This window comes from Reyranella sp. (assembly GCF_036558665.1).
Taxonomy (GTDB): Bacteria; Pseudomonadota; Alphaproteobacteria; order Reyranellales; family Reyranellaceae; genus Reyranella.
This window is the reverse complement of record NZ_DATBFE010000001.1, coordinates 16,151-39,389: the sequence shown is the minus strand read 5'-3', so window position 1 is coordinate 39,389 and position 23,239 is coordinate 16,151. Positions and strand designations below refer to the sequence as shown.

The following is a 23,239-nucleotide window of genomic DNA, read 5'->3' as shown; positions in this document are numbered from 1 at the left end:
GCCGGACTTTTTTGTAGCCGGCGCCAAGTCCGCGCACGCCTCACTGACGGCAAGATTCGCGCTATGCTAGACGATGCCCGATGACACACCGACCCTCGGCTTGCGCGTCGTCGAATCGCTCGCAGCGGTCGATGCGACACAGTGGGATGCGTGCGCTCTCGCCCCCGGGGCCGCCGGCAGTCCGTTCCTGACCCACCGGTTCCTGAAGGCGCTCGAGGACTCGAAGTCGGTCGGCCGGCGCAGCGGCTGGCAGCCGCAATACCTGCTCGCCGAATCGGCAGATGGGACGTTGCTGGGCGCGGCCCCTCTCTATCTGAAAGGCCACAGCCAGGGCGAATATGTGTTCGACCATGGGTGGGCGCAGGCGTTCGAACGTGCAGGCGGCCGCTACTATCCCAAGCTCCAGATCGCCATCCCTTTCACGCCCGTGCCGGGACCACGTCTGTTCATCCGTCCTGGACCGCTGGCCGACGTCGTTCGCGACGCGATGATCGACATGCTGGCGAAAATCGCCAAGGACAACGGCATCAGTTCGGTGCACGCCACCTTCTGCAGCGAAGCCGACTGGAAGCGCTTTGGTGCCCGCGGATGGCTGCAGCGCATGGGCCAGCAATATCACTGGCACAACGCCGGCTATCGGACATTCGACGATTTCCTTGCCGCCCTTGCCTCGCGCAAGCGCAAGGCGATCCGCAAGGAGAGGGAAGCGGTGCGCCGCGAGGGCCTCGCTGTCCGCGCTCTTACCGGGGCCGACATCAAGCCCCGGCATTGGGATGCTTTCTTCGCCTTCTACATGGACACCGGCGGACGCAAATGGGGTTCGCCATATCTGACGCGCGCCTTCTTTGACATCCTCGGCGGCACCATGGCCGACAAGGTCGTGCTGGTCATGGCTGAAGCCGAGGGCCGGCCGGTCGGCGGCGCCCTCAATCTCCGAGGCGACGACACGCTCTACGGCCGCTATTGGGGCTGCCTCGAGAGCCACGCGTTCCTGCATTTCGAGGCCTGCTATTATCAGGCGATCGACTTCGCGATCACGCACGGCCTGCGGCACGTCGAAGCCGGCGCCCAGGGCGACCACAAGATCCAGCGCGGCTATCTGCCTGTGCCGACCTACTCCGCCCACTGGATCGTCGATGCCGGCTTCCGGCGCGCCGTCGACGACTATCTCAAGCGCGAACGGCCGGCCGTCGCGCAGGAGATCGAGAACCTGCAGCAGTATTCGCCGTTTCGGAAAGAGAACGAGAGGTCGCCGTAAAGCTCCCTCGGGTCCCTGCCGCGGGATGACGCGCCTGCGCGTGTCACTTCTTCTCGATCATCAGCATCCCGAGAAAGAATATGACGAAGAAGATCAGCTGCTCGGTCAGGTCAAGCGGCGCCTGCCAGTGCAGCTTCTCGACGATGATCTTCGCCACCCAGAACACCGCGGTGGCGAGAACCGCGCCGCGGAAGGCGAGCCAGAGAGGCCGGAACATCAAGATCAGTCAGCGAGCACCGGTTCCTGGCTGGCGGGAGGCAGCGCGCCGCGCTCGGGCGGCAGGAAGGTGAAGACGAGCTTGGCCGCCGCGCCTTCGCCCTCGGCGTCGACCCGGACCGTGCCGCCGCCGTTGGCGAGCTTGCCGAACAGCACCTCTTCCGCGAGTGGCTTCTTGAGGTGCTCCTGGATGACGCGGGCGAGGGGCCGGGCGCCGAACAGGCGATCGTAGCCCTTCTCGGCGAGCCAACGACGCGCCGAATCGCTGAGTTCGATGAAGACCTTGCGGTCGGCGAGCTGCACCTCGAGCTCGGCCACGAACTTGTCGACCACCTTGCCCATGCTCTCGGGGCCGAGGTTGGCGAACTTGATGACCGCATCGAGACGATTGCGGAACTCCGGCGCGAACAGCCGGTTGATCGCCTCGTCGTCCTCGTCGTGCCGAGCCTCGCGGCCGAAGCCCAGAGCCGGCTTGGCGATGTCGGCAGCACCGGCATTGGTGGTCATGCACAGGATCACGTTGCGGAAGTCCACGGTCCGGCCGTTGTGATCGGTGAGCTTGCCGTAGTCCATCACCTGCAGGAGCACGTTGAACACGTCCGGATGCGCCTTCTCGATCTCGTCGAACAGGATCACACAATGGGGATGCTGGTTGACCTTGTCGGTCAGAAGACCGCCCTGGTCGAAGCCGACATAGCCCGGCGGAGCGCCGATCAGGCGCGAGACGCTGTGCCGCTCCATGTACTCTGACATATCGAAGCGGATCAGCTCCAGGCCCAGGAGCCGCGCAAGCTGACGCGTCACCTCGGTCTTGCCGACGCCGGTCGGACCGGCCAGCAGGTAGGAGCCGATCGGCTTCTCCGGCGAGCGCAGGCCCGCGCGCGCGAGCTTGATCGCCGCCGAAAGCTGATCGATCGCCTTGTCCTGCCCGAACACCACCGTCTTCAGATCGCGGTCGATGTTGCGCAGCATCTCGGTGTCGTCCTTCGACACGCTCTTGGGCGGGATGCGCGCGATCTTGGCGACGATCTCCTCGATGTCGGGCACGTCGATCGTCACCTTGCGGGCCTCTTGCGGACGTAGCATCTGCGCCGCCCCGACCTCGTCGATCACGTCGATCGACTTGTCGGGCAGCTTGCGGTCGTGGATGTAGCGCGCCGACAGCTCGACCGACGCCTTGATCGCGTCGTCGGTGTAGGTGACGTGATGGTGCTTCTCGTAGACCGGCTTGAGGCCCTGCATGATCTGCACGGCGTCGGAGATCGACGGTTCCGGCACGTCGATCTTCTGGAAGCGCCGCACGAGGGCACGATCCTTCTCGAAGTAGTTCCGGTATTCCTTGTAGGTAGTCGAGCCGATGCAGCGCAGCTCGCCCGACTGAAGCGACGGCTTCAGGAGATTGGACGCATCCATCGATCCGCCGGAAGTGGCCCCGGCGCCGATGATGGTATGGATCTCGTCGATGAACAGCACCGAGTTCGGCTTCTTCTTGAGCTCCGACAGGACCGCCTTCAGCCGCTCCTCGAAGTCGCCGCGATAGCGCGTGCCGGCCAGCAGCGCGCCCATGTCGAGCGCGTAGATCACCGACTCCTTCAGAACGTCCGGCACGTCGCCTTCGACGATCTTGCGCGCCAGTCCCTCCGCGATCGCCGTCTTGCCCACTCCCGGCTCGCCGACATACAGCGGGTTGTTCTTAGTCCGGCGGCACAGGACCTGAATTGTGCGTTCGACTTCGTATTCGCGGCCGATCAGCGGATCGACGCGGCCCTCGCGCGCCTTCTGGTTCAGATCCACGCAGTAGGCGGCAAGCGCCTCATTGCCCTGCTTGACCGACGCGTCGCCAGCCTCTTCCTCCGAGCCGGTCACGCGACGGGTGCGGGCCCGACCCGGCACCTTGGCCTTGCCGTGGCTGATGTAGTCGACCGCATCGAGCCGGGACATGCCCTGGTTCTCGAGAAACGACACGGCGTGGCTGTCGCGCTCGGAGAACAGCGCCACGAGGACGTTGGCGCCCGTCACTTCCTTGCGGCCCGACGACTGGACATGCACCGCCGCGCGCTGCACGACCCGCTGGAAGCCAGCGGTGGGCAGCGGCTCGCTCGGCGTCTGGGTCACGATGCCCTTCAACCGATTATCGATGAACGCCTCGAGGTCGTGGCGCAGGCGATCGATGTCGATCCCGCATGCCCTGAGCACCGGCGTCGCATCGTCGTCCTCGGTCATGGCGAGGAGCAGATGCTCCAGCGTCGCGTATTCGTGCCGCCGCTCGCCGGCCAGCGCAAAAGCGCGATGAAGGGACTTCTCGAGGTTCTTGGACAACATGGACATCGAACACCTCGACCAAAAAACGGATCGTTGCTTACTCTTTCTCCAGCGTGCACTGCAGCGGATGTTGGTTCTTGCGCGCGTAGTCGACCGTCTGCGTCACCTTCGTCTCGGCGACTTCGTAAGTGTAGACGCCGCAGACGCCCACGCCTTTCTGGTGCACGTGGAGCATGATCTGGGTCGCTTCCTCGCGGTTCTTCTGGAAGATGTGCTGCAGCACGTCGACGACGAACTCCATCGGTGTGTAGTCGTCGTTCAGCATCAGCACCTTGTACATCGAAGGCTTCTTGGTACGGGTGCGCGTGAGCGTCAGAGCACCGGCCCGGCCCTCGCTGTCGCCCTCGCCATCGTCCCGGCGTGACGGCGGCCGCGGCGGCACGCCGCCTGGCGGTTCCTTGGGTCCGCCCAGCCGGCTGCCATCGAGGCGCCCGTCTTTCGTTGAACCGGAGCAAAGCATTATCGCGAACTGATCCCCTGTCGAAGGCACCTGCGAATTATATAGGCACACCAAGCGATTCCGCTACCTCGGCCGCAATCCATCCTTGCCCACCACCAGCATCCAGCGATCGCCGCGTCCGCGCCGCGCGGATTCGCTGTCCATACCCCGGCGGAACTGCGCCGGCTCGAGCTTGCGAGGACGGTTCACAGGAACTTTCACGTTGTCCCAAGCGAAAAGTTGCTCCGCGAACTTCACTTTTGCGAAACCATCGGTCGGATAGTGGTAGGCCTGGAAGCCCCAGACGCCGTTGCGACAGGAGGCTACCGTCCACCAGAAGTCGTTGTCGGGCAGGCGCAATCCGTCGGGCGGCGGGCCGAAGGCCGCACTGGCCTGCAGCAGATCCATCAAATGACGCGTTTCCTCGGCATCCAGCAGGCGCTGACCATGCTTCATGCGCCACGGATTGAGGACGTCGGTGCCGCTTTCGGCCAGTATGTTGCTCACATTGCCTTGGTCGGCGAGAACGCCGATCTCCATGCCCGCGGTTCCATCCGGTTGCAGGAAAATCTCGTACGTCCGCACCTGCTCTTCCCACAGCCCATTATAGACCAGCCGAAGGCGACTACGCCCGCCCGGATGGCAGGCGGCACGGATATCGTCGCCGCCGACATAGCTGAACCAGTGGAAACTGCGGACAACGGGCATATCCACATTGCGATCGGCCCGTTGCGCCGACGCTGCCGTTGCCAGCAGCAGCATGGAGGTCAAGGCCAGAGCGGATATTATCCTCATGATGCCTCTCCGTTTGCCATGCAGTTTCCGGACCAACTGCGGCAACAGCGCGACTGTTGAAAAGTTGCATAAGGGCAGGAACTTTAGTAATCTTCAGGAAATTGCCCTAAGCCTTTGGTGGGGCACAAGAAATCGTTGCAATTTGTATGGCGTTTTTGAGATGACCCCCTCCCTCAGGCGCTATGCGGTGAGCTTTGCCTGGCTTGCCGCATACATTTTCGTCTCCGCGCTGCTCTTTGCAGTCGATGCCGACGCCCAAGGGCCGTCGACCCAATCTCGCGCCGCACCGCCAAAACGCACGCATGGCCTGTCGAGAGCCCATCGGCACGTTTCTTCCTGGATCCCCAATCCGGCGGTCACGGCGAAGGATTCCTATCTCATCGTTGACGCGAACAGCGGGCGTGAACTCGACTCCGACCAGCCCGACAGTCTGCGTCACCCCGCGTCGCTCACGAAGTTGATGACGCTTTATCTCACCTTCTCGGCACTCGACTCGGGCCGGCTGTCATTGGGCGATGCGCTCTCCGTATCGAGCAATGCGGCCAATGCCCCGCCGACCAAGATGGGGATGACTCCGGGTGGAACTGTCATCGTGCGCGACGCGATCATGGGACTGGTGACGCGGTCGGCCAACGATGCCGCGGTCCTGCTTGCCGAGGCGCTCGGCGGAACCGAGGAGCAGTTCGCACGTCTCATGACGCAGAAGGCCCGCCAGCTTGGTCTGACATCGACCGTCTATCGCAATGCGTCCGGCCTGCCCAACCGGGAGCAAGTGACGACCGCCCGCGACATGGCAAAACTTGCCCACGCATTGCTGCGTGACTTCCCACACTATTATCCCGTGTTTTCGGTGCAGAGCTATCTCTACCACGGTCACCCGCTCGAGAATCACAATCACATGCTCGGCAACTATCCGGGCGCCGATGGCTTGAAGACGGGCTACACGGCGGCGTCCGGTTTCAATCTTGTGATGTCGGCCGTTCGGGACAATCGGCGGCTGATCGGCGTGGTGATGGGCGGCGACAGCCCGGGCCAGCGCGATCGGCTGATGGCGGAGTTGATGGACCGCGGTTTCGCCACCGCCCAGCAGATGAACCTTTCGCCCTGGACTACACCGCGGGTGCCGCCTTCGGCGCGCTACGCCGCCGCCAACTTCGTCCCCGGAACGGCGATCCCGGATGCGGTCCGCGTTGGCCAGGTCGTCCGTGCAGAACCGGCGCCGACGGCGAACGCACTGCGGTCGACCGGTTCCATCCGGGTTGCCAGCACGGCGGCGACGGTGCCGACCGAAGCGCCGGCGCCTGCGGTTGGAAGCTGGGTGATCCAGGTCGGCTCGTTTTCCGATCAGCGCTCCGCGCAGCTCGCGCTGGAGCGGGCGACGTCCATCCTTTCCGATTTGACGCGCACACATGCCGCGATCAGCGTCGATGAAGTGCAGATGGCGCAAAAGACATTTCATCGTGCCCGCTTGACCAACCTCTCGCAGGCCGAAGCCATCGACGGCTGCAAGCGTCTGGAGCAGCGCAAGATCTATTGCGCGGCGCTCGAGGTCACGGCCTGGAATACGCCGGACGCACGCTGAAAGCCCGGCGCAAACGGGTCACGAATGTCCGCTTGTGATGGCGCTGCCAGAGCGCCAGCTGCCAGGTCTCGTCGGCGGGCTGCAGGCGCGCCTGTAAGGGCTCGAAGACGGCGACCTCGATAAGGGTGCCCTTCGCCCTCACCCTGAGCGGCGCGATCCGGTAACCGGGACCTTCATAGGCGATGAGCCGATCGACGTCGCGACGGCTCAGCCCCTCGACGACCGCACCCTCGGCCTCCCTACGCGGATCGGGTATGACAATCGGGTAGCTCGCACCCTTGGCTCGTCGCCGCGCATGTCCCGGCAGGCTTGCGGGAACAAACGCCTGCGGCGGCAGGCGCCGGCCGAGCACCAGGGCCATCACGTCGCGGTCGAGCAGCGTGCCGTAGAAGAAGAATCGCATCAGTGCCCGGCCGCCGCCTCTTCCGGCAGGCTGACGCCGCTCGCCGCCAATGCCGCCTTGAGATCGCCCTTCAATCGCTCGAGGCCCGCCTCGTTGGCGCTCTCGCAACGCGCGACGAGGACGGCCTGGGTATTGGAAGCACGCAGGAGCCACCAGCCGTCCGGCGTGTTCACCCGCACGCCGTCGATGTCGTTCACCTTGGCGCCCGCCTGCTTCAGCCGCGCCTTGACGTCGTCGACGATCTTGAACTTGCGGTCCTCGGCGCAATCGAACCGCAATTCCGGCGTATTGACGAGCTGCGGAAGCTTGTCGCGCATGTCGGCCAGACTGTCCCGCTCGCTCGCGACGATGTTCAGCAAGCGAAGGCCGCAATAGAGCGCGTCGTCGAAGCCGTAGAAGGTGTCGGCAAAGAAGACATGCCCGCTCATCTCGCCGGCGAGCGGTGCCTTGAGCTCGGCCATCTTGGTCTTGATCAGCGAATGGCCGGTCTTCCACATCAGCGGCGTGCCGCCGGCGCGCAGGATCTCGTCGAACAAGGCCTGACTCGCCTTCACGTCGGCGATGATGGTGGCGCCCGGCCGGCGCTTCAGCACGTCGCGCGACCACAGGATCATGAGCTGATCACCCCACAGGATGCGGCCCTTGCCATCGATGGCACCGATGCGGTCGCCGTCGCCGTCGAAGGCGATGCCGAGATCGCAGCCGCGGCGGCGCACCTCGGCCACGAGTTGCTCGAGGTTCTTGGGCACGGTCGGATCGGGATGGTGGGCCGGGAAAGTGCCGTCCACTCTCTCGTTCAGCACGTAGTGCTCGCCCGGCAGCTTGTCGACGACGGCCCGGATCGACACACCGACGGCACCGTTGCCGGTATCCCAGGCGACTTTGAGCTTGCGGCCGGGCTTCACGTCCTTGAGCAGCCTCGCTGCGTAGTCGGCCAGGACGCCTTTTTGCTCGACCGTGCCGTTGCCCGTCTCGACGTCGCCCTTCGCCGCCATCTCACCCAGCTTCTGGATGTCGGCCCCGTAGAACGACTTCTTGCCCATCATCATCTTGAAGCCGTTGTAGTCCGGTGGATTGTGCGAGCCCGTGATCTGGATGCCGCCGTCGGCGTCGAGATGCCAGACTGCGAAATAGAGCATCGGCGTGGCGGCTAGCCCGATATTGACCACGTGTACGCCGGACGAGGCCAGCCCCTCGATGCAGGCGGCAGCGAGATCCGGCGAGCTCAGCCGACCGTCATAACCCAGTGCGACACGCTTGCCGCCCTTGCGCCGGACCATGGACCCAAACGTACGCCCGATGGCGCGCGCGTCGGCGGCGTGCAGCGTACCGCCGACGATCCCTCGAATGTCGTACTCGCGCAGGATCGTCGAATCGAACTTATGGGCCGTCTGGCTCATGGGAAACGCTCCGCTAACAAGGCGTAGGGTCTAGGTACGTGGCCGCGGCCGGCCGACCCCTTCGTAGGTGAAGCCGAGGCTGCGCATCTCGTCGGGATTGAAGATATTGCGCAGATCGACGATGCGGGGCTGGCGCATCGCCTCCTTAATACGCCGCGGATCGAGCCCGCGGAACTCGTGCCACTCCGTGATCACAACCGCGACGTCGGCCTGGGCCACGGCCTGGTAAGCGGTCTTGACGAAGGTCACGCCGGACAACAGCCGTCCTGCCTCGGTCATGCCTTCGGGGTCGAACGCCACGATCTTTGCGCCGGCCGCCTGGAGCGCCGGAACGATATCGAGCGAAGGTGCATCGCGCATGTCGTCGGTGTCGGGCTTGAACGTAAGGCCCAGTACACCGATCGTGAGGCCGGCGACCGAGCCGCCGCAGAAGTCGATGACCTTGTGCGCCATCTTTTTCTTGCGCGTGTTGTTCACTTCGATCACCTGCTCGACGATCGTCTGGCGAGCATCGACTTCACGCGCGGTGTAGGCGAGCGCCAGCGTGTCCTTGGGAAAACAGGAGCCGCCGAAGCCCGGGCCGGGATGCAGGAACTTGCGGCCGATCCGCCCGTCCAGTCCGATGCCGCGCGCCACGTCGTGCACGTCGGCGCCCACCTTCTCGCACAGGTCGGCGATCTCGTTGATGAAGGTGATCTTGGTGGCAAGGAAAGCGTTGCCGGCGTATTTCGTGACTTCCGCAGTCTCGATGTTGGTGAAGACCATCGGCGTCTGGATCAAATTGAGGGGACGGTAGATGGCCGCCATGACCTCGCGGGCGCGTTGGCTCTCGACGCCGATCACGACGCGATCCGGTTTCATGAAATCCTCGATCGCCGCACCCTCCCGCAGGAACTCGGGATTGGACGCGACATCGAATTCGGCCGCCGGCTGCGCTTCGCGGATGATGCGCGCCACCTCGCGGCCGGTTCCCACCGGCACGGTCGACTTCGTCACGATCACGGTATAGCGCGTGATCGCCTTGGCGATCTCTGCGGCCGCGGCGTAGACGTAGCTCAGATCGGCGTGCCCGTCGCCGCGACGGGTCGGCGTGCCAACGGCGATGAAGACTGCGTCGGCCCGGGCCACAGCATCGGCCAGGTTGGTGCCGAATTCGAGACGGCCGGCGCGCATGTTGTCGGCGACCAGCCGGTCGAGGCCGGGCTCATAGATTGGAATCTGACCGCGGCGCAACCGCTCGATCTTGTCGGTTTCCTTGTCGATGCAGACGACGTCATGCCCGAACTGGGCGAAGCAGGCGCCGGACACGAGGCCGACATAGCCCGAACCGATCATCGCTATGCGCATCGCTCAGCCCTTCAGCAAACGCTCGAGGAGCGCCCGTGTCTCGACCGACGTGTCGGATCGCTGCAACGCCACCGCGACATTGGCCTCGAGGAAGCCGAGGCGATTGCCGCAATCGAAACGCCCACCGGTATAGCGCATGGCATGGAAAGGCTTGCCGCCGATCATCTTCGCCATGGCGTCGGTGAGCTGGATTTCGCCGCCCGCCCCGGCTTCATGCTTGTCGAGATGGTCGAAGACCTCCGGCAACACGACGCTGCGGCCGATCCAGGCGAGCGTCGACGGCGCCTCCTCGGGCGTGGGCTTCTCGACGATGGCCGTCATCTCGGCCAGTCCGTCCTTTTCATTGCTGACGGCCACGATGCCGTAGCTCTTGGTCTGGTCACGAGGAACATCCATCACCGCCACCACGTTACCGCCGGTCTTTTCATGGGCCGCGACAAGCTGGGCGGTACATGTCGGCGAGCTGAGCATCAGCTCGTCGGGCAGCAACACGGCAAACGGTTCGTTTCCGATCCAGTGCCGCGCGCACCAAACCGCATGGCCGAGGCCGAGTGGCCTTTGCTGCCGGGTGAAGACCGCGTTGCCCGGCTTGATGGTGGCGGCCTGGGTTTGCTTGAGCTCGGAGGCCTTGCGCCGTTGCTCGAGCGTCATCTCGAGCTCGTAGGCGTGATCGAAATGATCCTCGAGCGCGCCCTTGTTGCGGCCTGTGACAAACACGAACTCGTCGATGCCTGCAGCCAGGCACTCATCGATCGCATACTGGATCAAGGGCCGATCGACGACCGTGAGCATCTCCTTCGGCATCGCCTTGGTGGCGGGAAGGAACCGTGTGCCCAATCCGGCAACCGGCAGAACGGCTTTACGGACGCGCTGCGCCATACTCGTCGACCTCACGCCAGCAATTTGTATTTATCGCGCCGGATCAATGATTTGCCCGGATCGCCCCGGAAGTGGGCGCGGCGGTTGATGCCATAGCCGGCGCAGGCCGGCAAGGTGCTTAGCCGAGCAGGATATCCTTGGCCCGGTTGATGCGGGCCGCGAGGTCGGCGCTGCCGCCCACGTCCGGATGAACTCGCTGGATCAGCCGTCGGTGGGCTGCCCGAATTTCCTCCGCCGTGGCCCCCTCGGTGAGACCCAACACCGCCAGCGCCTCCTGCCGGCTCATATCGGCCTTGCCGGATTTGGGCGGGGGCCGCTCCGCACCGCGCCAGCCGGCGCCGAGACGCCGGTCGAGATATGCCTCCAGTACGCGAGCGGAATCCGCATCCGACGCGGCCTCGGCCTGCAGATCGAGCAGTTCGCCGTCGGTCAGGCTATCGAGCGTGCGACCTGTGAATCGGCCCGCCAGCACAGCTCCGCCGACATCGCCGGTGCCATGGTCGATCCAGGCGCGCAGGAAGGCCGTGCGCACCTCGGTCCGCTGATGGCGTCCAGGGGAGCTGAAGCCGCCACCCCCTGCACGATGCCGCAGAAACCGTGTGAGGAGAGCCGTTCCCAGCAAGGCGACCAGCCCCATCAGTTCGGGCAGGACTTCCGGCAGAAACCGGACGGCGAGGATGAGCGCTGCGGCGCTGACGATTCCCGCCAGCACGAACATCGTCCGCCGGACGTTCCGGGCGAGCGTCGAGGGGTTGGCGCGAAGGAACCAGCCGATCCCCAACACCATGGCCGCCATCACGCCAAGTGCGAGGAAGACCGCGGCCATGGCCTACGGCTTGGCAGCCGACGGTGAAGCCTGCTCCAGCCGCTCGCGCTGGATCTGCTTCCAGCGCTCGACGTTGCGATTGTGCTCGGCGACGGTTCTCGAGAAGACATGGCCGCCCTGCCCGTCGGCGACGAAATAAAGCGACCGGTCATGCGCCGGATTGGTCGCCGCGAGGATCGAGGCCCTCCCCGGATTGCAGATCGGGCCGGGAGGAAGTCCCGCGATCGCATAGGTGTTGTAGGGCGAGGTCGACTGCAAGTCCGCCTTCGTGAGCTCGCGGTTGAACGATGCCTTGCCCCCGGTAAGGCCGTAGATCGTGGTGGGATCGCTTTCGAGCTTCATCTTGAGCCGCAGTCGATTGAGGAAGACTGCCGCTATGCGGCTCCGCTCGGCCGGAATGGCGGTTTCCTTCTCGACCATCGAAGCAAGAATGAGGGCCTGGCGGCGATTGGCGAGCGGCAAGCCGGGCGTGCGCTTGCGCCAGGCCTCGTCCAGGGTCTTGTCCATCGCCTCCTTCATGCGCAGGAGGAGACCGTCGCGGGTATCATCGCGCGAATAGAAGTACGTTTCGGGGAGGAGGTCTCCTTCCTTCACATCCACGGTGATGTCTCCCGACAGCGCATCCGTCCGGCGCACAAGGTCGACGATCTCGGCGGTCGTCATGCCTTCGGGCACCGTCAGGCGGCGCTGCACGAGCTTGCCCGATTGCAGCAGCTCGACGAGCCCTTGCATCGACATATGGGCAGGCACCTCGTACTCGCCGGCCTTGATGGGCTTGGGTTCGGGATCGATCATCAAAGCCACACGAAACAGCAGCGGGTGGGCGATTGCGCCCTCCTGATGCAGGACCTTCGCCATTGTCGCCGGTCCGGCGCCTCGCGGAATGACGATCCGCTTGGTCGCCTCCAAAGGCCCTTGGGCAACCAGGATCTCGTGGCCGAAAAAGAGCGCGCCCCCCACCACGGTCAGGAACAGGGCGATGAAGAACAGAACCCAACGGAAAAAGCTGAGCATGACTCAGCCCCGACGATCAGACGGCACCGACGATCAGGCAAGCGTTGGTGCCGCCGAAACCGAACGAATTGCTGAGCGCATAGCGCACGCTGCGCTGCTTCGCCTGCTTGGGCACCAGGTCGATGTCACAGCCCTCGTCGGGCTCGTCGAGATTGAGCGTCGGCGGCACGACCTGATCGATAACCGACTTGAGGGCGTAGATCGCCTCGATCGCGCCAGCGGCCCCGAGCAGGTGTCCGGTCGCCGATTTGGTCGACGACATCGAAATCTTGTAGGCGTCGGCGCCGAACGTCTTTTTCACCGCGCCAAGCTCGATCACATCGGCCATGGTCGACGTGCCGTGCGCATTCACGTAGTCGACCTGATCCGTGTTGAGCCGGGCACGCTTCAGCGCCGCCTTCATGGCGCGTTGTGCGCCGTCGCCGTCCTCCGACGGCGCAGTGATGTGATAGGCATCGCCCGACAGCCCGTAGCCCAGGATCTCGCCATAGATCCTGGCACCGCGCTTGCGCGCGTGCTCGTACTCCTCGAGGATGACGCAACCTGCGCCCTCACCCATCACGAAGCCATCGCGCCGCTTGTCCCAGGGCCGTGATGCCGCAGCGGGCGTGTCGTTGAAATCGGTCGAAAGTGCCTTGCAGGCGTTGAAGCCGGCGATGCCCAGTCGGCAGATTGCCGCCTCCGCGCCGCCCGCCACCATCACGTCGGCATCTTCCCACTGGATCAACCGCGCGGCATCGCCGATCGCATGGGCGCCGGTGGCGCAGGCGGTCACGACCGAATGGTTCGGACCGCGGAAGCCGAACTCGATCGAGACCTGGCCGGAGGCGAGGTTGATCAGCGCCGAGGGAATGAAGAAGGGACTGACGCGTCGCGGCCCGCGCTCCTTGAGAACGATCGACGTTTCGTAGATCGTTTGCAAGCCGCCGATGCCGCCACCGATCATGACGCCGGTGCGGTTACGGCCTTCGTCGTCCTGCGGTTTCCAGCCCGAATCCTCGACCGCCTGCTTGGCAGCGGCCATGGCGAAGACGATGAATTTATCGACCTTGCGTTGATCCTTGGGCGACATGTAGAGGTCGGCGTTGAAATGGCCGTTCGCCTTGTCGCCGACGGGAACCTCGCCCGCGATCTTGGTCGCGAGATCGGACGTGTCGAACGCCTGGATCGCGCGAATACCGGACTCGGCTGCCAGCAGGCGCCGCCAGTTGGTCTCGACGCCGTCGCCCAACGGCGTCACCATACCCATGCCGGTTACGACGACTCGCCTCATCATTCGCCTTCCTTCCCGCAGGAACCGGCGCTGATCAGGACTTGGCGTTGCTCTTGATGAAGCCGATGGCGTCGCCGACGGTCTGGATCTTCTCGGCGGCGTCGTCGGGAATCTCGATGCCGAATTCCTCTTCGAACGCCATCACCAGCTCGACGGTGTCGAGGCTGTCGGCGCCGAGATCGTCGATGAACTTGGCATCTTCCTTCACCTGGGCCGCTTCGACCCCGAGATGCTCGACGACGATCTTCTTAACGCGTTCGGCAATATCGCTCATTTGTTGTCCTTCCCGTGATCTTCAATCCGGCTCGCCGAAGGGGACGACGAATTCAGGCTCTCCTAACATAGCTCCCCGGCCAAGGCCAGCGCCGGAAAGCCCACAGAATCAGGCACTTGTGCCCGAATCCCTCAGATCATCGCCATGCCGCCGTTGATGTGCAGGGTCTGCCCCGTGACGTACGCGGCCTCGTCGCTGGCCAGATAGAGCACGGCCGAAGCGATCTCCTCGGGCGTGCCGAGGCGACCGGCCGGCACACGGCCGAGAATGGCATTTCTCTGTTCGTCGGTCAGGACATCCGTCATGGGCGTGGCGATGAAGCCGGGTGCCACGCAGTTCACGGTGACGCCGCGCGAGGCCAGTTCCTGGGCGAGCGACTTCGACATGCCGATCAGGCCGGCTTTGGCGGCGGCGTAGTTCGCCTGGCCCGGATTGCCGGTAACGCCGACGACCGAGGTGATGTTGATCACGCGGCCGAAACGACGCTTCATCATGCCGCGCATTGCCGCACGCGTGAGCTTGAACGTGCCGGTGAGGTTGACCTGCAGCACCTTCTCCCATTCCTCGTCCTTCATCCGCATCGAGATGTTATCGCGGGTGATGCCGGCATTGTTCACCAGGATGTCGATCTTGCCCGCTACGGTCTCGGCCTCCTTGGCGAGGCGCTCGATATCCGCCGGGTCGTCCATCCTTGCCACGATCACGTGGGCACGCTCGCCGAGCATCCCCCTGAGCTGCTGCAGGGCCTCGGTCCGTGTGCCCGAAAGCACGACCGTCGCGCCCTGCGCATGAAGCGTCCGCGCGATCGCTCCCCCAATGCCGCCGGAAGCACCGGTGATCAGAGCCGCCTTGCCACTGAGATCGAACATGGCGTCCCGCTCCTCACGCCGTTTTCAGGAAGGCTTCGATGTCGGCCGGCGCATTCAACGCCACACCCGTCATTTCCTTGTCGATCCGCTTCACCAGCCCGGAAAGGACCTTCCCCGAGCCGCACTCCACCAGGGTGTCGACGCCGTTCGACCGCATGTATTGCACGGTTTCGCGCCAACGCACGAGTCCGGTGACCTGTTCCACCAGGCGTCGCTTGATCTCCTCGGGACGGGTGATCTCCGATGCCAGCACGTTGGCAACCAGCGGCACCCGTGGCGTCTCGAGCGCCACCTTGTCCAATGCCGTTTGCATGGCGTCGGCCGCGGGCTGCATCAGCGGGCAATGGAAGGGCGCGCTTACCGGCAGCAGCATGCCGCGCTTGCAACCCCTTGCCTTGGCCGCTTCGATCGCCCGCTCCACGGCAGCCTTGTCGCCGCTCACGACGATCTGGCCGCCGCCATTGTCGTTGGCGACGGTGACGACTTCCCCTTGCGCTGCCTCCTTGCAAGCCGCTTGCGCGGCCTCGAACTCGATCCCCAGCAAGGCCGCCATCGCGCCTTCGCCGACCGGCACGGCTTTCTGCATGGACTGGCCACGCAACTTCAGAAGCCGGGCCGCGTCGGCGAGCTTGAGCGCGCCAGCCGCCGCAAGCGCTGAATATTCACCGAGCGAATGCCCGGCCACGTGCGAGGCAAGCGTGGGCAAGGGCCGGCCGCCGTCCTTCTCCAGGATCCGCACGACCGCCACGCTTACGGCCATCAGCGCCGGCTGGGCATTTTCCGTCAGGACAAGATCGGACTCGGGTCCTTCGCGCATCAGCCTGGACAGGTTCTGCTTCAGGGCCTCGTCGATCTCCGCGAACACGTCCCGGGCGGTGGCGAAAGCTCCGGCAAGGTCCGCCCCCATGCCCAACGCCTGGGAACCCTGTCCCGGAAATACAAAAGCGCGACTCATAAGGCTCCCCCGGTTTTCGCCTCGTCCTGGGCTCGAAGCGGTGTCCCTATATCCCACCCGGAAGGCGGCCGGAACGGCCTTGATTCACGGCAATTAGCCTGTATAACCGCCCCTCTTCGGGGCCTGAATCGGCCCCGTCTCCTTGCCGGTCCAGTTCGAGGCAGATCCGCCCGGGCAAAGGGCCGGCTAGATCCGGGCGGTTGCCGGTCGAGCCTTTTTTGAGGGCCGCGACGAACGCCGGGTCGCTAACAGCCATAAGGAGCTTCGGAGTTGGCACTTTACGAAAACGTCTTCATTGCGCGCCAGGACGTACCGGCTACGCAAGTGGAGGCGCTCACCAACCAGTTCACAGAACTGGTGACTGGCCTCGGCGGCACCGTTCCCAAGAAGGAATATTGGGGCCTGCGCTCGCTCACCTTCCGGATCAAGAAGAACCGCAAGGGACACTACACCCTGCTCAACATCGACGCTCCGCCGGCCGCGGTAAAGGAGCTAGAGCGCACGATGTCGATCAACGAAGACATCCTCCGCTACCTGACGGTCCGGGTCGATGAGTTGGAGGAAGGACCATCGGCCGTGATGCTGCGCGCCAGCGAGAAGGCCGACCGCCCCTCGGGCGATCGCGACCGCGGCTGGGGCGATCGCCCTCCGCGCCGCGAGCGTCCGCGCTTCGGCGATGAAGCTCCGGCCCCTGCAGGAGACGAAGAATGAGCGCCCAGCGTCGCCCGTTTACCCGCCGCCGCAAGAGCTGCCCTTTCTCGGGCGCCAATGCGCCGAAGATCGACTACAAGGACGTGCGGCTGCTGCAGCGCTTCATCTCGGAGCGCGGCAAGATCGTGCCCAGCCGCATCTCCGCGGTGTCGTCCAAGAAGCAGCGCGAGCTCGCCCAGGCGATCAAGCGCGCCCGCTTCTTGGCGCTCCTTCCCTACGTGATCTCCTGAGGAGCGCGCCATGCCCATGAGCGTCATCCTGTTGGAACGCGTCCCCAAGCTCGGCCAGATGGGCGACGTGGTGAAGGTGAAGCCCGGCTTCGCCCGCAACTTCCTCCTGCCGCAGAAGAAGGCCCTGCGCGCCACCAAGGACAACGTCGCCTACTTCGAGTCGCAGCGTAAGGTGCTCGAGGCGCAGAATCTCGAACGCCGCTCCGAGGCGGAAGCCGCGGCGGCCAAGATGAAGGACCTCAAGGTCACCCTGATCCGTCAGGCATCGGAGTCCCTGCAGCTCTATGGCTCCGTCACCTCGCGCGACGTCGCGGACGCAGCCAATGCTGCTGGTGTAAAGATTGCCCGCGGCCAGGTCGAGCTCGACAAGCCGATCAAGGCGTTGGGCGCCCATGCGATCAAGGTCCATCTCCATCCCGAGGTGGCGGTCGAGATCATGGCGCTGGTTGCCCGTTCACCCGACGAGGCCGACTTCCTCGCCAAGGGCGGCACGCTCGTTGCCGAGACCGAGCGCGCCGCGCTCGAAGCAGCGGAGGCCGCCCAGCGGGCGGCCGAGCAGGCCGCCGCGCTTTTCGAGGCCAAGCCCGCCGCCGAAGGCGGAGCGGCCGAGACGACCGCAGGTGAAGAAGCCAGAAGCGAAGAGAAATAGGCCGATCCGGGCCGCGCGCCCGACCTGCCGACAGACGCCTGTCGTCGCACGCCCGCGACGGCAGGCGTTTTATTTTGTGCCAATGGAACTTCGAGACAGCTGAGTAATTTTCTTTCTAGAGGCCTTTGCATTGAAAAGACCGTTGGTATTAACATTTGAGGCGACAACGTGGCATTTCCGGTGGAATCGATTTGTTTTCACCGGCTTGTGAGGGTGGTCCGACGATGCTGTTTGCCCAGGTTCTTTCCCGCGTATTGGGGGAAGGCCAACTGACGATCATCGATGCGGCAGGCCGTTCGCATCGGGTCCAGGGGGCCCGGCCCGGACCTGCGGTCACGGTGCGGCTCCGCGGTCGGTGGACCGGCTTGCGGCTCCTGCTGCATCCGCGCCTGGCGCTTGGCGAAGCCTTCATGGACGGCAAGCTGACCGTCGAGAATGGCGATATTTACGACCTGCTCGACCTCCTCGGCCGCAACATGGCGGCATTCGAAACGACCCCCTTCGTGCGCTGGTCCTACGGCTTCCAGCGCCTTGTCCGCACGGTCGAGCAGTACAATCCGGTCGGCCGGGCGGCGCGCAACGCCGCGCATCACTACGACCTCAACGACCAGCTCTATGACTTTTTCCTCGATCGCGATCGCCAGTATTCCTGCGCCTACTTCAAGACCGGCGAGGAGCCGCTCGAACAGGCCCAGCTCGACAAGAAGCGCCATATCGCCGCCAAGCTGCTGCTGCGACCGGGCCAGAACGTTCTCGACATCGGATCGGGCTGGGGAGGCATGGGCCTCTTCCTCAGCCAGGAATTCGGCGTCGACGTCACCGGCGTGACGCTGTCGAAGGAGCAGCTCGCCGTCTCGAGCCGGCGCGCGCTGGAGGGCGGCCTTGCCGACCGGGTGCGGTTCAAGCTGCTGGACTATCGCGAGGAGTCGGGACGCTACGACCGGATCGTATCAGTCGGCATGTTCGAGCACGTGGGCGTCGCCCACTACCTCGAGTTCTTCCGCAAGGTGAAGGGGCTCCTCAAGGAAGACGGCGTGATGTTGCTGCATGCCATCGGCCGCATGGAACCCCCCGGCGGCACGAATACCTGGCTGAAGAAGTATATCTTCCCGGGCGGCTACACTCCGGCCCTCTCGGAAGTGCTGACGGCGATCGAAAAGGTCGGCCTGTGGGTCACCGACGTCGAGGTCCTGCGCTTGCACTACGCGCGAACCCTTCGCCATTGGCGCAGCCGATTCAACGCCAACCGCGAACGCATCAAGCAGATGGCCGGCTATGACGAACGCTTCTGCCGCATGTGGGAGTTCTATCTCGCGGGCTGCGAAGTGGCGTTCCGGTACATGAATCAGATGGTGTTCCAGATTCAGATCGCCCGGAAACAGGATGCCGTGCCCCTGACGCGCGATTACATGGTGGATGCAGAACGAGGAGTCGGGGTCGCCAGCTCGATGGCGGCGGAATAGCCCACATGATTGTTCCAATTCACTGTGGGCATCTCATGGGATAGTCTTTTTGCCGTAGAGTCGTCCCCCTCCAAGTGGCAAAGGCTCTCCCATGGAGCCCAAACAAGATCCCAGGATCGCCCTGCTTCCGGGCGTCGAAGAACCGCACATTCGCCTGCCGCCGGAGAATCTCGAGGCGGAACAGGCCCTGTTGGGATCGATCCTCGTCAACAACAACGCCTATCATCGGGTCGGCGAGTTCCTGAAGGGCGAGCACTTTGCGAACGCCCTGCACGGCAAGCTCTTTGATGATGTGGCACGCCTGATCGAAAAGGGTCAGGTCGTGAGCGTGATCACGCTCAAGACCTACCTCGAGCAGGATGAGGCGATGAAAGAGGCCGGCGGCGCGGAATATCTCGCGAACCTCGCCGCAGCCTCGGTTCATGTCATCGACGCCGAGCAGTACGGACGCGTGGTCCACGATCTTTACCTGCGCCGCCAGCTCATCGCTCTCGGCCACGATGTGGTGAACGGCGCCTTCAGGCCGACGCTCGAAGAAAGTGCCATGGAGCAGATCGAGACTGCTGAGAAGCAGCTCTACGATCTCGCCAGCGTCGGCCAGATCGAAGGCGGCTTCAAACCATTTCGCGCCTCGCTGACCGAGGCGATGGAGGCCGCCGAGGCCGCCTACCATCGCGCCGGCCAGCTCACGGGTGTCGCTACCGGCCTGTTCCAGCTCGACCAGCTTCTCGGCGGCATGCACAAGTCGGACCTGATCATCCTCGCCGGCCGCCCGGCCATGGGCAAAAGCTCGCTGGCGACCAATATCGGCTTCAACGCGGCCAAGGCCTATCGCGAAGAGCATGACACCAACGGCCACGTGAAGGTGGTGGATGGGGCGGTCGTCGGCTTCTTCTCGCTGGAGATGTCGGCTGAACAGCTCGCCACCCGCATGATCTCCGAGCAGGCGGAGATCCCCTCCGAGAAGATTCGCAAGGGTGAACTGATCAGTGCGGACTTCGACCGGGTTCTGTCGGTGGCTCATGAACTCGAGCACCTGAACTTCTTCATCGACGACACGCCGGCGCTGTCGATCGCGGCATTGCGTACGCGCGCACGCCGCCTCAAGCGCAGCCACGGCCTGGGACTGTTGATCGTCGACTACCTGCAATTGCTGGCGCCGTCGGGCAAGACACGTCAGGAGAACCGCGTACAGGAGGTGTCGGAGATCACCCGCGGCCTCAAGACGCTTGCCAAGGAACTCGATGTACCCGTGCTGGCGCTCAGCCAGCTCAGTCGTGCCGTCGAGCAGCGCGAGGACAAGCGTCCCCAGCTTGCCGATCTGCGCGAATCGGGCTCTATCGAGCAGGATGCCGACGTTGTGATGTTCATCTATCGCGACGAGTACTACCTGATGCGCGACGAGCCACAGCGCCGTGCGGAGGAAAGCGACCAGCGCTTCAACGAGCGGCACGATGCCTGGCGGCAGCGCTGCGAGCAGCAGTACGGCAAGGCCGAGGTGATCGTCGCCAAGCAGCGTCACGGCCCGACCGGCATCGTCCGGCTGGCGTTCGAAGGCCAGTTCACCAAATTCGGCAACCTGCCGGCCGACGACGATCGGTCGGGCGCGCCGATCTTCTAAGATCTTCCGTGTCCACTCCCCCCGACACCGACGCGACGCGCCGGGCTGGCGCGATCCTGACCGTCGACCTCGCCGCCATCGCCGCCAACTGGCGCGGGCTGCGCGACGCCGGTCGCGCTACCGGCCGTCCGGTCGAGTGCGCCGCCGTCGTCAAGGCCGACGCCTATGGCACCGGCGCGGCAGTCGTCGGGCCACGGCTGGCGGGCGAAGGCTGCCGGCATTTCTTCGTTGCGCACATCGATGAAGGCATTGCGCTGCGCGCTGTCCTGCCCGGTCTTCCGATCTACGTCCTGAACGGCCTGTTGCCCGGCACCGAGGCCGACTTTGTCGAGCACGAGTTGACGCCGGTGCTCAATCACCTCGGCCAGCTCAATGCCTGGCGGGCGTCTGCACAACGCTACAATCGCGCGCTCGATGCGGTGATCCACATCGACACGGGCATGCACCGTCTGGGCTTCGGGCCGGAGGAAGCGCAGGTAGTGATCAATGAACGCGGTCGCCTGCGCGGGCTCCGCCTTGCGCTGCTGATGAGCCACCTCGTCGTGTCGGAAGAGCCCGGCAATCCGGTCAACGGCGAGCAGCTTGCGCGCTTCCGCACCTTCGTGCAGGCGATGCCGGGCGCCCCCGCCTCGCTTGCCAATTCGTCGGGCATCTTTCTCGGGCCCGACTACCACTTCGATCTCCTGCGGCCCGGCGCCGCCCTCTATGGCATCAATCCGTTGCCCGGCCAGCCCAACCCGATGCTGCCGACGGTAAAGCTGGACGTGCGCATCTTGCAGACCCGTGTGATTGACGCTTTGCAGACCGTTGGATACGGTGCCGCTTGGCGATCCGCGCGGCCAAGTCGCGTGGCCACGATCGCGCTTGGATATGCCGACGGCTATTTCCGCAATCTCATCAATCGCGCCCATGTGCACATCGCCGGTCATCGTGTGCCCGTAATCGGTCGTATCTCCATGGATCTGGTCACGATCGACGTGACCGACGTGCCCGAGGCCGCGTGCCGGCCGGGCGCCACCGTCGAAGTGCTGGGCGAGCACATGACGGCCGACGATCTGGCCGATCATGCGCGCACCAACGCCTATGAGGTGATGACCGCGCTGGGTCGCCGCTACGCACGCCTCTATGTCGACGAAGCGCCCGAGGGCGGTCCATGAACGTGCCGTTGGTTACCCTTCTCGGCCGCGTGACGCTGGCCTTTCTGGCGGGCATCGGCGCAGTGACGGCATTCGCCGGCGAAGCGATCCGCCAGGCGGTGCAGCCGCCGTACTATCATCGGCAGATCGTGCGGCAGATGCTGGAGATCGGCTACTACTCGCTGCCGGTCGTCGGCTTGACGGCGATCTTCACCGGCATGGTGCTGGCGCTGCAGAGCTACACCGGCTTCGCCCGCTTTTCCGCCGAAAGCGCGATCCCCAACGTCGTCGTCGTCTCCCTCACCCGCGAACTGGGGCCGGTGCTGGCGAGTTTGATGGTGGCCGGCCGTGTCGGCGCTGCCATGGCGGCAGAGATCGGCACCATGCGCGTCACCGAGCAGATCGACGCCCTCGACACGCTCTCGACCGATCCCCTGAAATATCTGGTCGCCCCGCGCCTGATCGCGGGCATCGTCACGATGCCGATGCTGGTGCTGGTCGCCGACATCATCGGCGTGCTGGGGGGCTATCTGGTCGGCGTCTACAAGCTCGATTTCAATGCCATCAGCTACCTGCGCAACACCATGGACTTCCTGCAGTTTCAGGACGTGTTCTCGGGACTGGTGAAGGCGGCGGTGTTCGGTTTCCTGATCACGCTGATGGGCTGCTATCACGGCTATACGTCGAAAGGCGGCGCCCAGGGTGTCGGCATGGCGACGACCAATGCGGTGGTCTCGGCCTCGATCCTGATCCTCACCTTCAACTACTTCATCACCGAAGCCTTCTTTGCGCGCTAGAGACGATGGCTTCCCCGAAGATCTCGTTGCGCGGCGTGACCAAGGCCTTCGGGCCGAAGAAGGTGCTGCGCGGCATCGATCTCGACGTCGCTAAAGGCGAATCGATGGTGGTGATCGGCGGATCGGGCACCGGCAAGTCGGTGCTGCTGAAATGCATCCTCGGCCTGATGCGGCCCGACTCCGGCTCGATCAGGATCGACGGCGAGGAAACGGTCGGGCTCAACGGCCGCGGCCGCGAGTCGGTGATGCGCAAGTTCGGCATGCTGTTCCAGGGTGGTGCGCTGTTCGACTCACTGCCGGTCTGGGAGAACGTCGCCTTCGGGCCGATCCAGAGCGACGGAATGGCCCCGGCCAGGGCGCGCGAGGTCGCCATCGCCAAGCTGGGGGCAGTCGGGCTGGGACCGGAGATCGGCGAGCTCTTTCCGTCCGAACTGTCGGGCGGCATGCAGAAGCGAGTGGCGCTTGCCCGCGCCATCGCGCGTGAACCCGAGATCATCTTCTTCGACGAACCCACCACAGGCCTCGATCCGATCATGGCCGACGTGATCAACGAGCTGATCGTGAAGTGTGTCAGCGACCTCGGCGCCACCGCGGTCTCGATCACGCACGACATGGCAAGTGCGCGCAAGATCGGCCACCGTATCGCCATGCTCCACGACGGCAAGCTGATCTGGCAAGGGCCGGTGGCCGCGATCGACCATTGCGGCAACCCCCATGTCGACCAGTTCATCCACGGCCGTGCCGAGGGGCCGATCCAGATGCAGATCCGGAGGCTCTGAC

At 64.6% G+C, this 23,239-nt stretch carries 24 protein-coding genes; 10 read left to right on the top strand and 14 right to left on the bottom strand.

The genetic code is table 11. The features are described from left to right. Nucleotides 1-73: 73 nt before the first annotated feature. Nucleotides 74-1,258: a GNAT family N-acetyltransferase gene (locus VH499_RS00205; protein ID WP_332050652.1), complete on the top strand. Its 1,185-nt coding sequence runs from the start codon at nt 74-76 to the stop codon at nt 1,256-1,258. Between the two features lie 43 nt (nt 1,259-1,301). Here the strand turns inward: VH499_RS00205 and VH499_RS00200 are convergent, their stop codons facing one another. The 4 genes from VH499_RS00200 to VH499_RS00185 are packed head-to-tail and all read right to left on the bottom strand — an operon-like array spanning nt 1,302 to nt 5,075. Then, nucleotides 1,302-1,475 carry a hypothetical protein gene (locus VH499_RS00200; protein ID WP_332050651.1) on the bottom strand — a complete coding sequence of 58 codons (174 nt, stop codon included), beginning with the start codon at nt 1,473-1,475 and terminating at the stop codon, nt 1,302-1,304. A gap of 5 nt (nt 1,476-1,480) precedes the next feature. Continuing rightward, nucleotides 1,481-3,802 (bottom strand): ATP-dependent Clp protease ATP-binding subunit ClpA, encoded by a 2,322-nt coding sequence (gene clpA, locus VH499_RS00195; protein ID WP_332050650.1) that lies wholly within the window; start codon nt 3,800-3,802, stop codon nt 1,481-1,483. 31 nt (nt 3,803-3,833) lie between these two features. Further along, nucleotides 3,834-4,286, bottom strand: a complete 453-nt coding sequence (clpS, locus tag VH499_RS00190; protein ID WP_414709723.1) for an ATP-dependent Clp protease adapter ClpS — start codon at nt 4,284-4,286, stop codon at nt 3,834-3,836. 33 nt (nt 4,287-4,319) lie between these two features. Then, complete coding sequence (locus VH499_RS00185) at nt 4,320-5,075, bottom strand: hypothetical protein (protein WP_332050649.1); 756 nt, start codon at nt 5,073-5,075, stop codon at nt 4,320-4,322. Between VH499_RS00185 and VH499_RS00180 the strand changes: the two genes are divergently transcribed. Next, entirely contained in the window at nt 5,029-6,612 is a 1,584-nt protein-coding gene (locus tag VH499_RS00180; RefSeq protein ID WP_332050648.1) for a serine hydrolase, read from the top strand. The two genes, VH499_RS00185 and VH499_RS00180, sit on opposite strands and share 47 nt — an antisense overlap. On the opposite strand, the gene VH499_RS00175 is transcribed toward VH499_RS00180, so the two are convergent. The 10 genes from VH499_RS00175 to fabD form a co-directional block, all read right to left on the bottom strand. Beyond that, nucleotides 6,581-7,015 carry a gamma-glutamylcyclotransferase family protein gene (locus VH499_RS00175; protein ID WP_332050647.1) on the bottom strand — a complete coding sequence of 145 codons (435 nt, stop codon included), beginning with the start codon at nt 7,013-7,015 and terminating at the stop codon, nt 6,581-6,583. The two genes, VH499_RS00180 and VH499_RS00175, sit on opposite strands and share 32 nt — an antisense overlap. Continuing rightward, the gene (gene pgmG, locus VH499_RS00170) at nt 7,015-8,415 is read right to left on the bottom strand and encodes a phosphoglucomutase/phosphomannomutase PgmG (RefSeq protein WP_332050646.1); all 1,401 of its coding nucleotides are present in this window, start codon (nt 8,413-8,415) and stop codon (nt 7,015-7,017) included. The genes VH499_RS00175 and pgmG overlap by 1 nt, the downstream gene beginning before the upstream one ends. Before the next feature lie 30 nt (nt 8,416-8,445). After that, nucleotides 8,446-9,762, bottom strand: a complete 1,317-nt coding sequence (locus VH499_RS00165; protein ID WP_332050645.1) for a UDP-glucose/GDP-mannose dehydrogenase family protein — start codon at nt 9,760-9,762, stop codon at nt 8,446-8,448. Nucleotides 9,763-9,765: 3 nt separating this feature from the next. After that, nucleotides 9,766-10,656, bottom strand: a complete 891-nt coding sequence (galU, locus tag VH499_RS00160) for a UTP--glucose-1-phosphate uridylyltransferase GalU (protein ID WP_332050644.1) — start codon at nt 10,654-10,656, stop codon at nt 9,766-9,768. Nucleotides 10,657-10,759: 103 nt separating this feature from the next. Further along, nucleotides 10,760-11,467: a molecular chaperone DnaJ gene (locus VH499_RS00155; protein ID WP_332050643.1), complete on the bottom strand. Its 708-nt coding sequence runs from the start codon at nt 11,465-11,467 to the stop codon at nt 10,760-10,762. Between the two features lie 3 nt (nt 11,468-11,470). Then, nucleotides 11,471-12,481, bottom strand: a complete 1,011-nt coding sequence (mltG, locus tag VH499_RS00150) for an endolytic transglycosylase MltG (RefSeq protein ID WP_332050642.1) — start codon at nt 12,479-12,481, stop codon at nt 11,471-11,473. A 16-nt stretch (nt 12,482-12,497) separates the two neighbouring features. Beyond that, nucleotides 12,498-13,754, bottom strand: a complete 1,257-nt coding sequence (gene fabF, locus VH499_RS00145; RefSeq protein WP_332050641.1) for a beta-ketoacyl-ACP synthase II — start codon at nt 13,752-13,754, stop codon at nt 12,498-12,500. Between the two features lie 34 nt (nt 13,755-13,788). After that, the gene (locus VH499_RS00140) at nt 13,789-14,028 is read right to left on the bottom strand and encodes an acyl carrier protein (protein WP_092820995.1); all 240 of its coding nucleotides are present in this window, start codon (nt 14,026-14,028) and stop codon (nt 13,789-13,791) included. 131 nt (nt 14,029-14,159) lie between these two features. After that, complete coding sequence (gene fabG / locus VH499_RS00135; protein ID WP_332050640.1) at nt 14,160-14,897, bottom strand: 3-oxoacyl-[acyl-carrier-protein] reductase; 738 nt, start codon at nt 14,895-14,897, stop codon at nt 14,160-14,162. A gap of 13 nt (nt 14,898-14,910) precedes the next feature. Beyond that, nucleotides 14,911-15,852, bottom strand: coding sequence for an ACP S-malonyltransferase (gene fabD, locus VH499_RS00130; RefSeq protein WP_332050639.1), 942 nt, complete (start codon nt 15,850-15,852; stop codon nt 14,911-14,913). A 270-nt stretch (nt 15,853-16,122) separates the two neighbouring features. Here fabD and rpsF point away from each other — a divergent pair, with 270 nt between their 5' ends. From rpsF to VH499_RS00090, 8 genes are all read left to right on the top strand, one after another. Then, nucleotides 16,123-16,563 (top strand): 30S ribosomal protein S6, encoded by a 441-nt coding sequence (rpsF, locus tag VH499_RS00125; protein ID WP_332050638.1) that lies wholly within the window; start codon nt 16,123-16,125, stop codon nt 16,561-16,563. Continuing rightward, nucleotides 16,560-16,793: a 30S ribosomal protein S18 gene (rpsR, locus tag VH499_RS00120; protein ID WP_085933286.1), complete on the top strand. Its 234-nt coding sequence runs from the start codon at nt 16,560-16,562 to the stop codon at nt 16,791-16,793. Before rpsF ends, rpsR begins: the two co-directional genes overlap by 4 nt. A 10-nt stretch (nt 16,794-16,803) precedes the next feature. Next, entirely contained in the window at nt 16,804-17,442 is a 639-nt protein-coding gene (gene rplI, locus VH499_RS00115; RefSeq protein WP_332050637.1) for a 50S ribosomal protein L9, read from the top strand. A 224-nt stretch (nt 17,443-17,666) separates the two neighbouring features. Continuing rightward, nucleotides 17,667-18,905: a cyclopropane-fatty-acyl-phospholipid synthase family protein gene (locus tag VH499_RS00110; protein WP_332050636.1), complete on the top strand. Its 1,239-nt coding sequence runs from the start codon at nt 17,667-17,669 to the stop codon at nt 18,903-18,905. A 91-nt stretch (nt 18,906-18,996) separates the two neighbouring features. After that, nucleotides 18,997-20,526 (top strand): replicative DNA helicase, encoded by a 1,530-nt coding sequence (locus VH499_RS00105; protein WP_332050635.1) that lies wholly within the window; start codon nt 18,997-18,999, stop codon nt 20,524-20,526. 8 nt (nt 20,527-20,534) lie between these two features. Further along, nucleotides 20,535-21,683, top strand: a complete 1,149-nt coding sequence (gene alr, locus VH499_RS00100; RefSeq protein WP_332050634.1) for an alanine racemase — start codon at nt 20,535-20,537, stop codon at nt 21,681-21,683. Continuing rightward, nucleotides 21,680-22,459 carry an ABC transporter permease gene (locus VH499_RS00095; RefSeq protein WP_332050633.1) on the top strand — a complete coding sequence of 260 codons (780 nt, stop codon included), beginning with the start codon at nt 21,680-21,682 and terminating at the stop codon, nt 22,457-22,459. The genes alr and VH499_RS00095 overlap by 4 nt, the downstream gene beginning before the upstream one ends. A 5-nt stretch (nt 22,460-22,464) precedes the next feature. Continuing rightward, on the top strand, nt 22,465-23,238 hold the full coding sequence (locus tag VH499_RS00090) for an ABC transporter ATP-binding protein (RefSeq protein ID WP_332050632.1): 774 nt from the start codon (nt 22,465-22,467) through the stop codon (nt 23,236-23,238). The last annotated feature ends 1 nt before the right edge of the window (nt 23,239 follow it).

What these genes read in the sequence shown, in the direction of transcription:
- VH499_RS00205 (WP_332050652.1), top strand. Translation starts at nt 74, where the DNA reads ATGCCCGATGACACACCGACCCTCGGCTTGCGCGTCGTCGAATCGCTC.
- VH499_RS00200 (WP_332050651.1), bottom strand. Translation starts at nt 1,475, where the DNA reads ATGTTCCGGCCTCTCTGGCTCGCCTTCCGCGGCGCGGTTCTCGCCACC.
- clpA (WP_332050650.1), bottom strand. Translation starts at nt 3,802, where the DNA reads ATGTCCATGTTGTCCAAGAACCTCGAGAAGTCCCTTCATCGCGCTTTT.
- VH499_RS00180 (WP_332050648.1), top strand. Translation starts at nt 5,029, where the DNA reads ATGATGCCTCTCCGTTTGCCATGCAGTTTCCGGACCAACTGCGGCAAC.
- VH499_RS00175 (WP_332050647.1), bottom strand. Translation starts at nt 7,015, where the DNA reads ATGCGATTCTTCTTCTACGGCACGCTGCTCGACCGCGACGTGATGGCC.
- pgmG (WP_332050646.1), bottom strand. Translation starts at nt 8,415, where the DNA reads ATGAGCCAGACGGCCCATAAGTTCGATTCGACGATCCTGCGCGAGTAC.
- VH499_RS00165 (WP_332050645.1), bottom strand. Translation starts at nt 9,762, where the DNA reads ATGCGCATAGCGATGATCGGTTCGGGCTATGTCGGCCTCGTGTCCGGC.
- VH499_RS00155 (WP_332050643.1), bottom strand. Translation starts at nt 11,467, where the DNA reads ATGGCCGCGGTCTTCCTCGCACTTGGCGTGATGGCGGCCATGGTGTTG.
- mltG (WP_332050642.1), bottom strand. Translation starts at nt 12,481, where the DNA reads ATGCTCAGCTTTTTCCGTTGGGTTCTGTTCTTCATCGCCCTGTTCCTG.
- fabF (WP_332050641.1), bottom strand. Translation starts at nt 13,754, where the DNA reads ATGAGGCGAGTCGTCGTAACCGGCATGGGTATGGTGACGCCGTTGGGC.
- VH499_RS00140 (WP_092820995.1), bottom strand. Translation starts at nt 14,028, where the DNA reads ATGAGCGATATTGCCGAACGCGTTAAGAAGATCGTCGTCGAGCATCTC.
- fabG (WP_332050640.1), bottom strand. Translation starts at nt 14,897, where the DNA reads ATGTTCGATCTCAGTGGCAAGGCGGCTCTGATCACCGGTGCTTCCGGC.
- fabD (WP_332050639.1), bottom strand. Translation starts at nt 15,852, where the DNA reads ATGAGTCGCGCTTTTGTATTTCCGGGACAGGGTTCCCAGGCGTTGGGC.
- rpsR (WP_085933286.1), top strand. Translation starts at nt 16,560, where the DNA reads ATGAGCGCCCAGCGTCGCCCGTTTACCCGCCGCCGCAAGAGCTGCCCT.
- rplI (WP_332050637.1), top strand. Translation starts at nt 16,804, where the DNA reads ATGCCCATGAGCGTCATCCTGTTGGAACGCGTCCCCAAGCTCGGCCAG.
- VH499_RS00110 (WP_332050636.1), top strand. Translation starts at nt 17,667, where the DNA reads ATGCTGTTTGCCCAGGTTCTTTCCCGCGTATTGGGGGAAGGCCAACTG.
- VH499_RS00105 (WP_332050635.1), top strand. Translation starts at nt 18,997, where the DNA reads ATGGAGCCCAAACAAGATCCCAGGATCGCCCTGCTTCCGGGCGTCGAA.
- VH499_RS00095 (WP_332050633.1), top strand. Translation starts at nt 21,680, where the DNA reads ATGAACGTGCCGTTGGTTACCCTTCTCGGCCGCGTGACGCTGGCCTTT.
- VH499_RS00090 (WP_332050632.1), top strand. Translation starts at nt 22,465, where the DNA reads ATGGCTTCCCCGAAGATCTCGTTGCGCGGCGTGACCAAGGCCTTCGGG.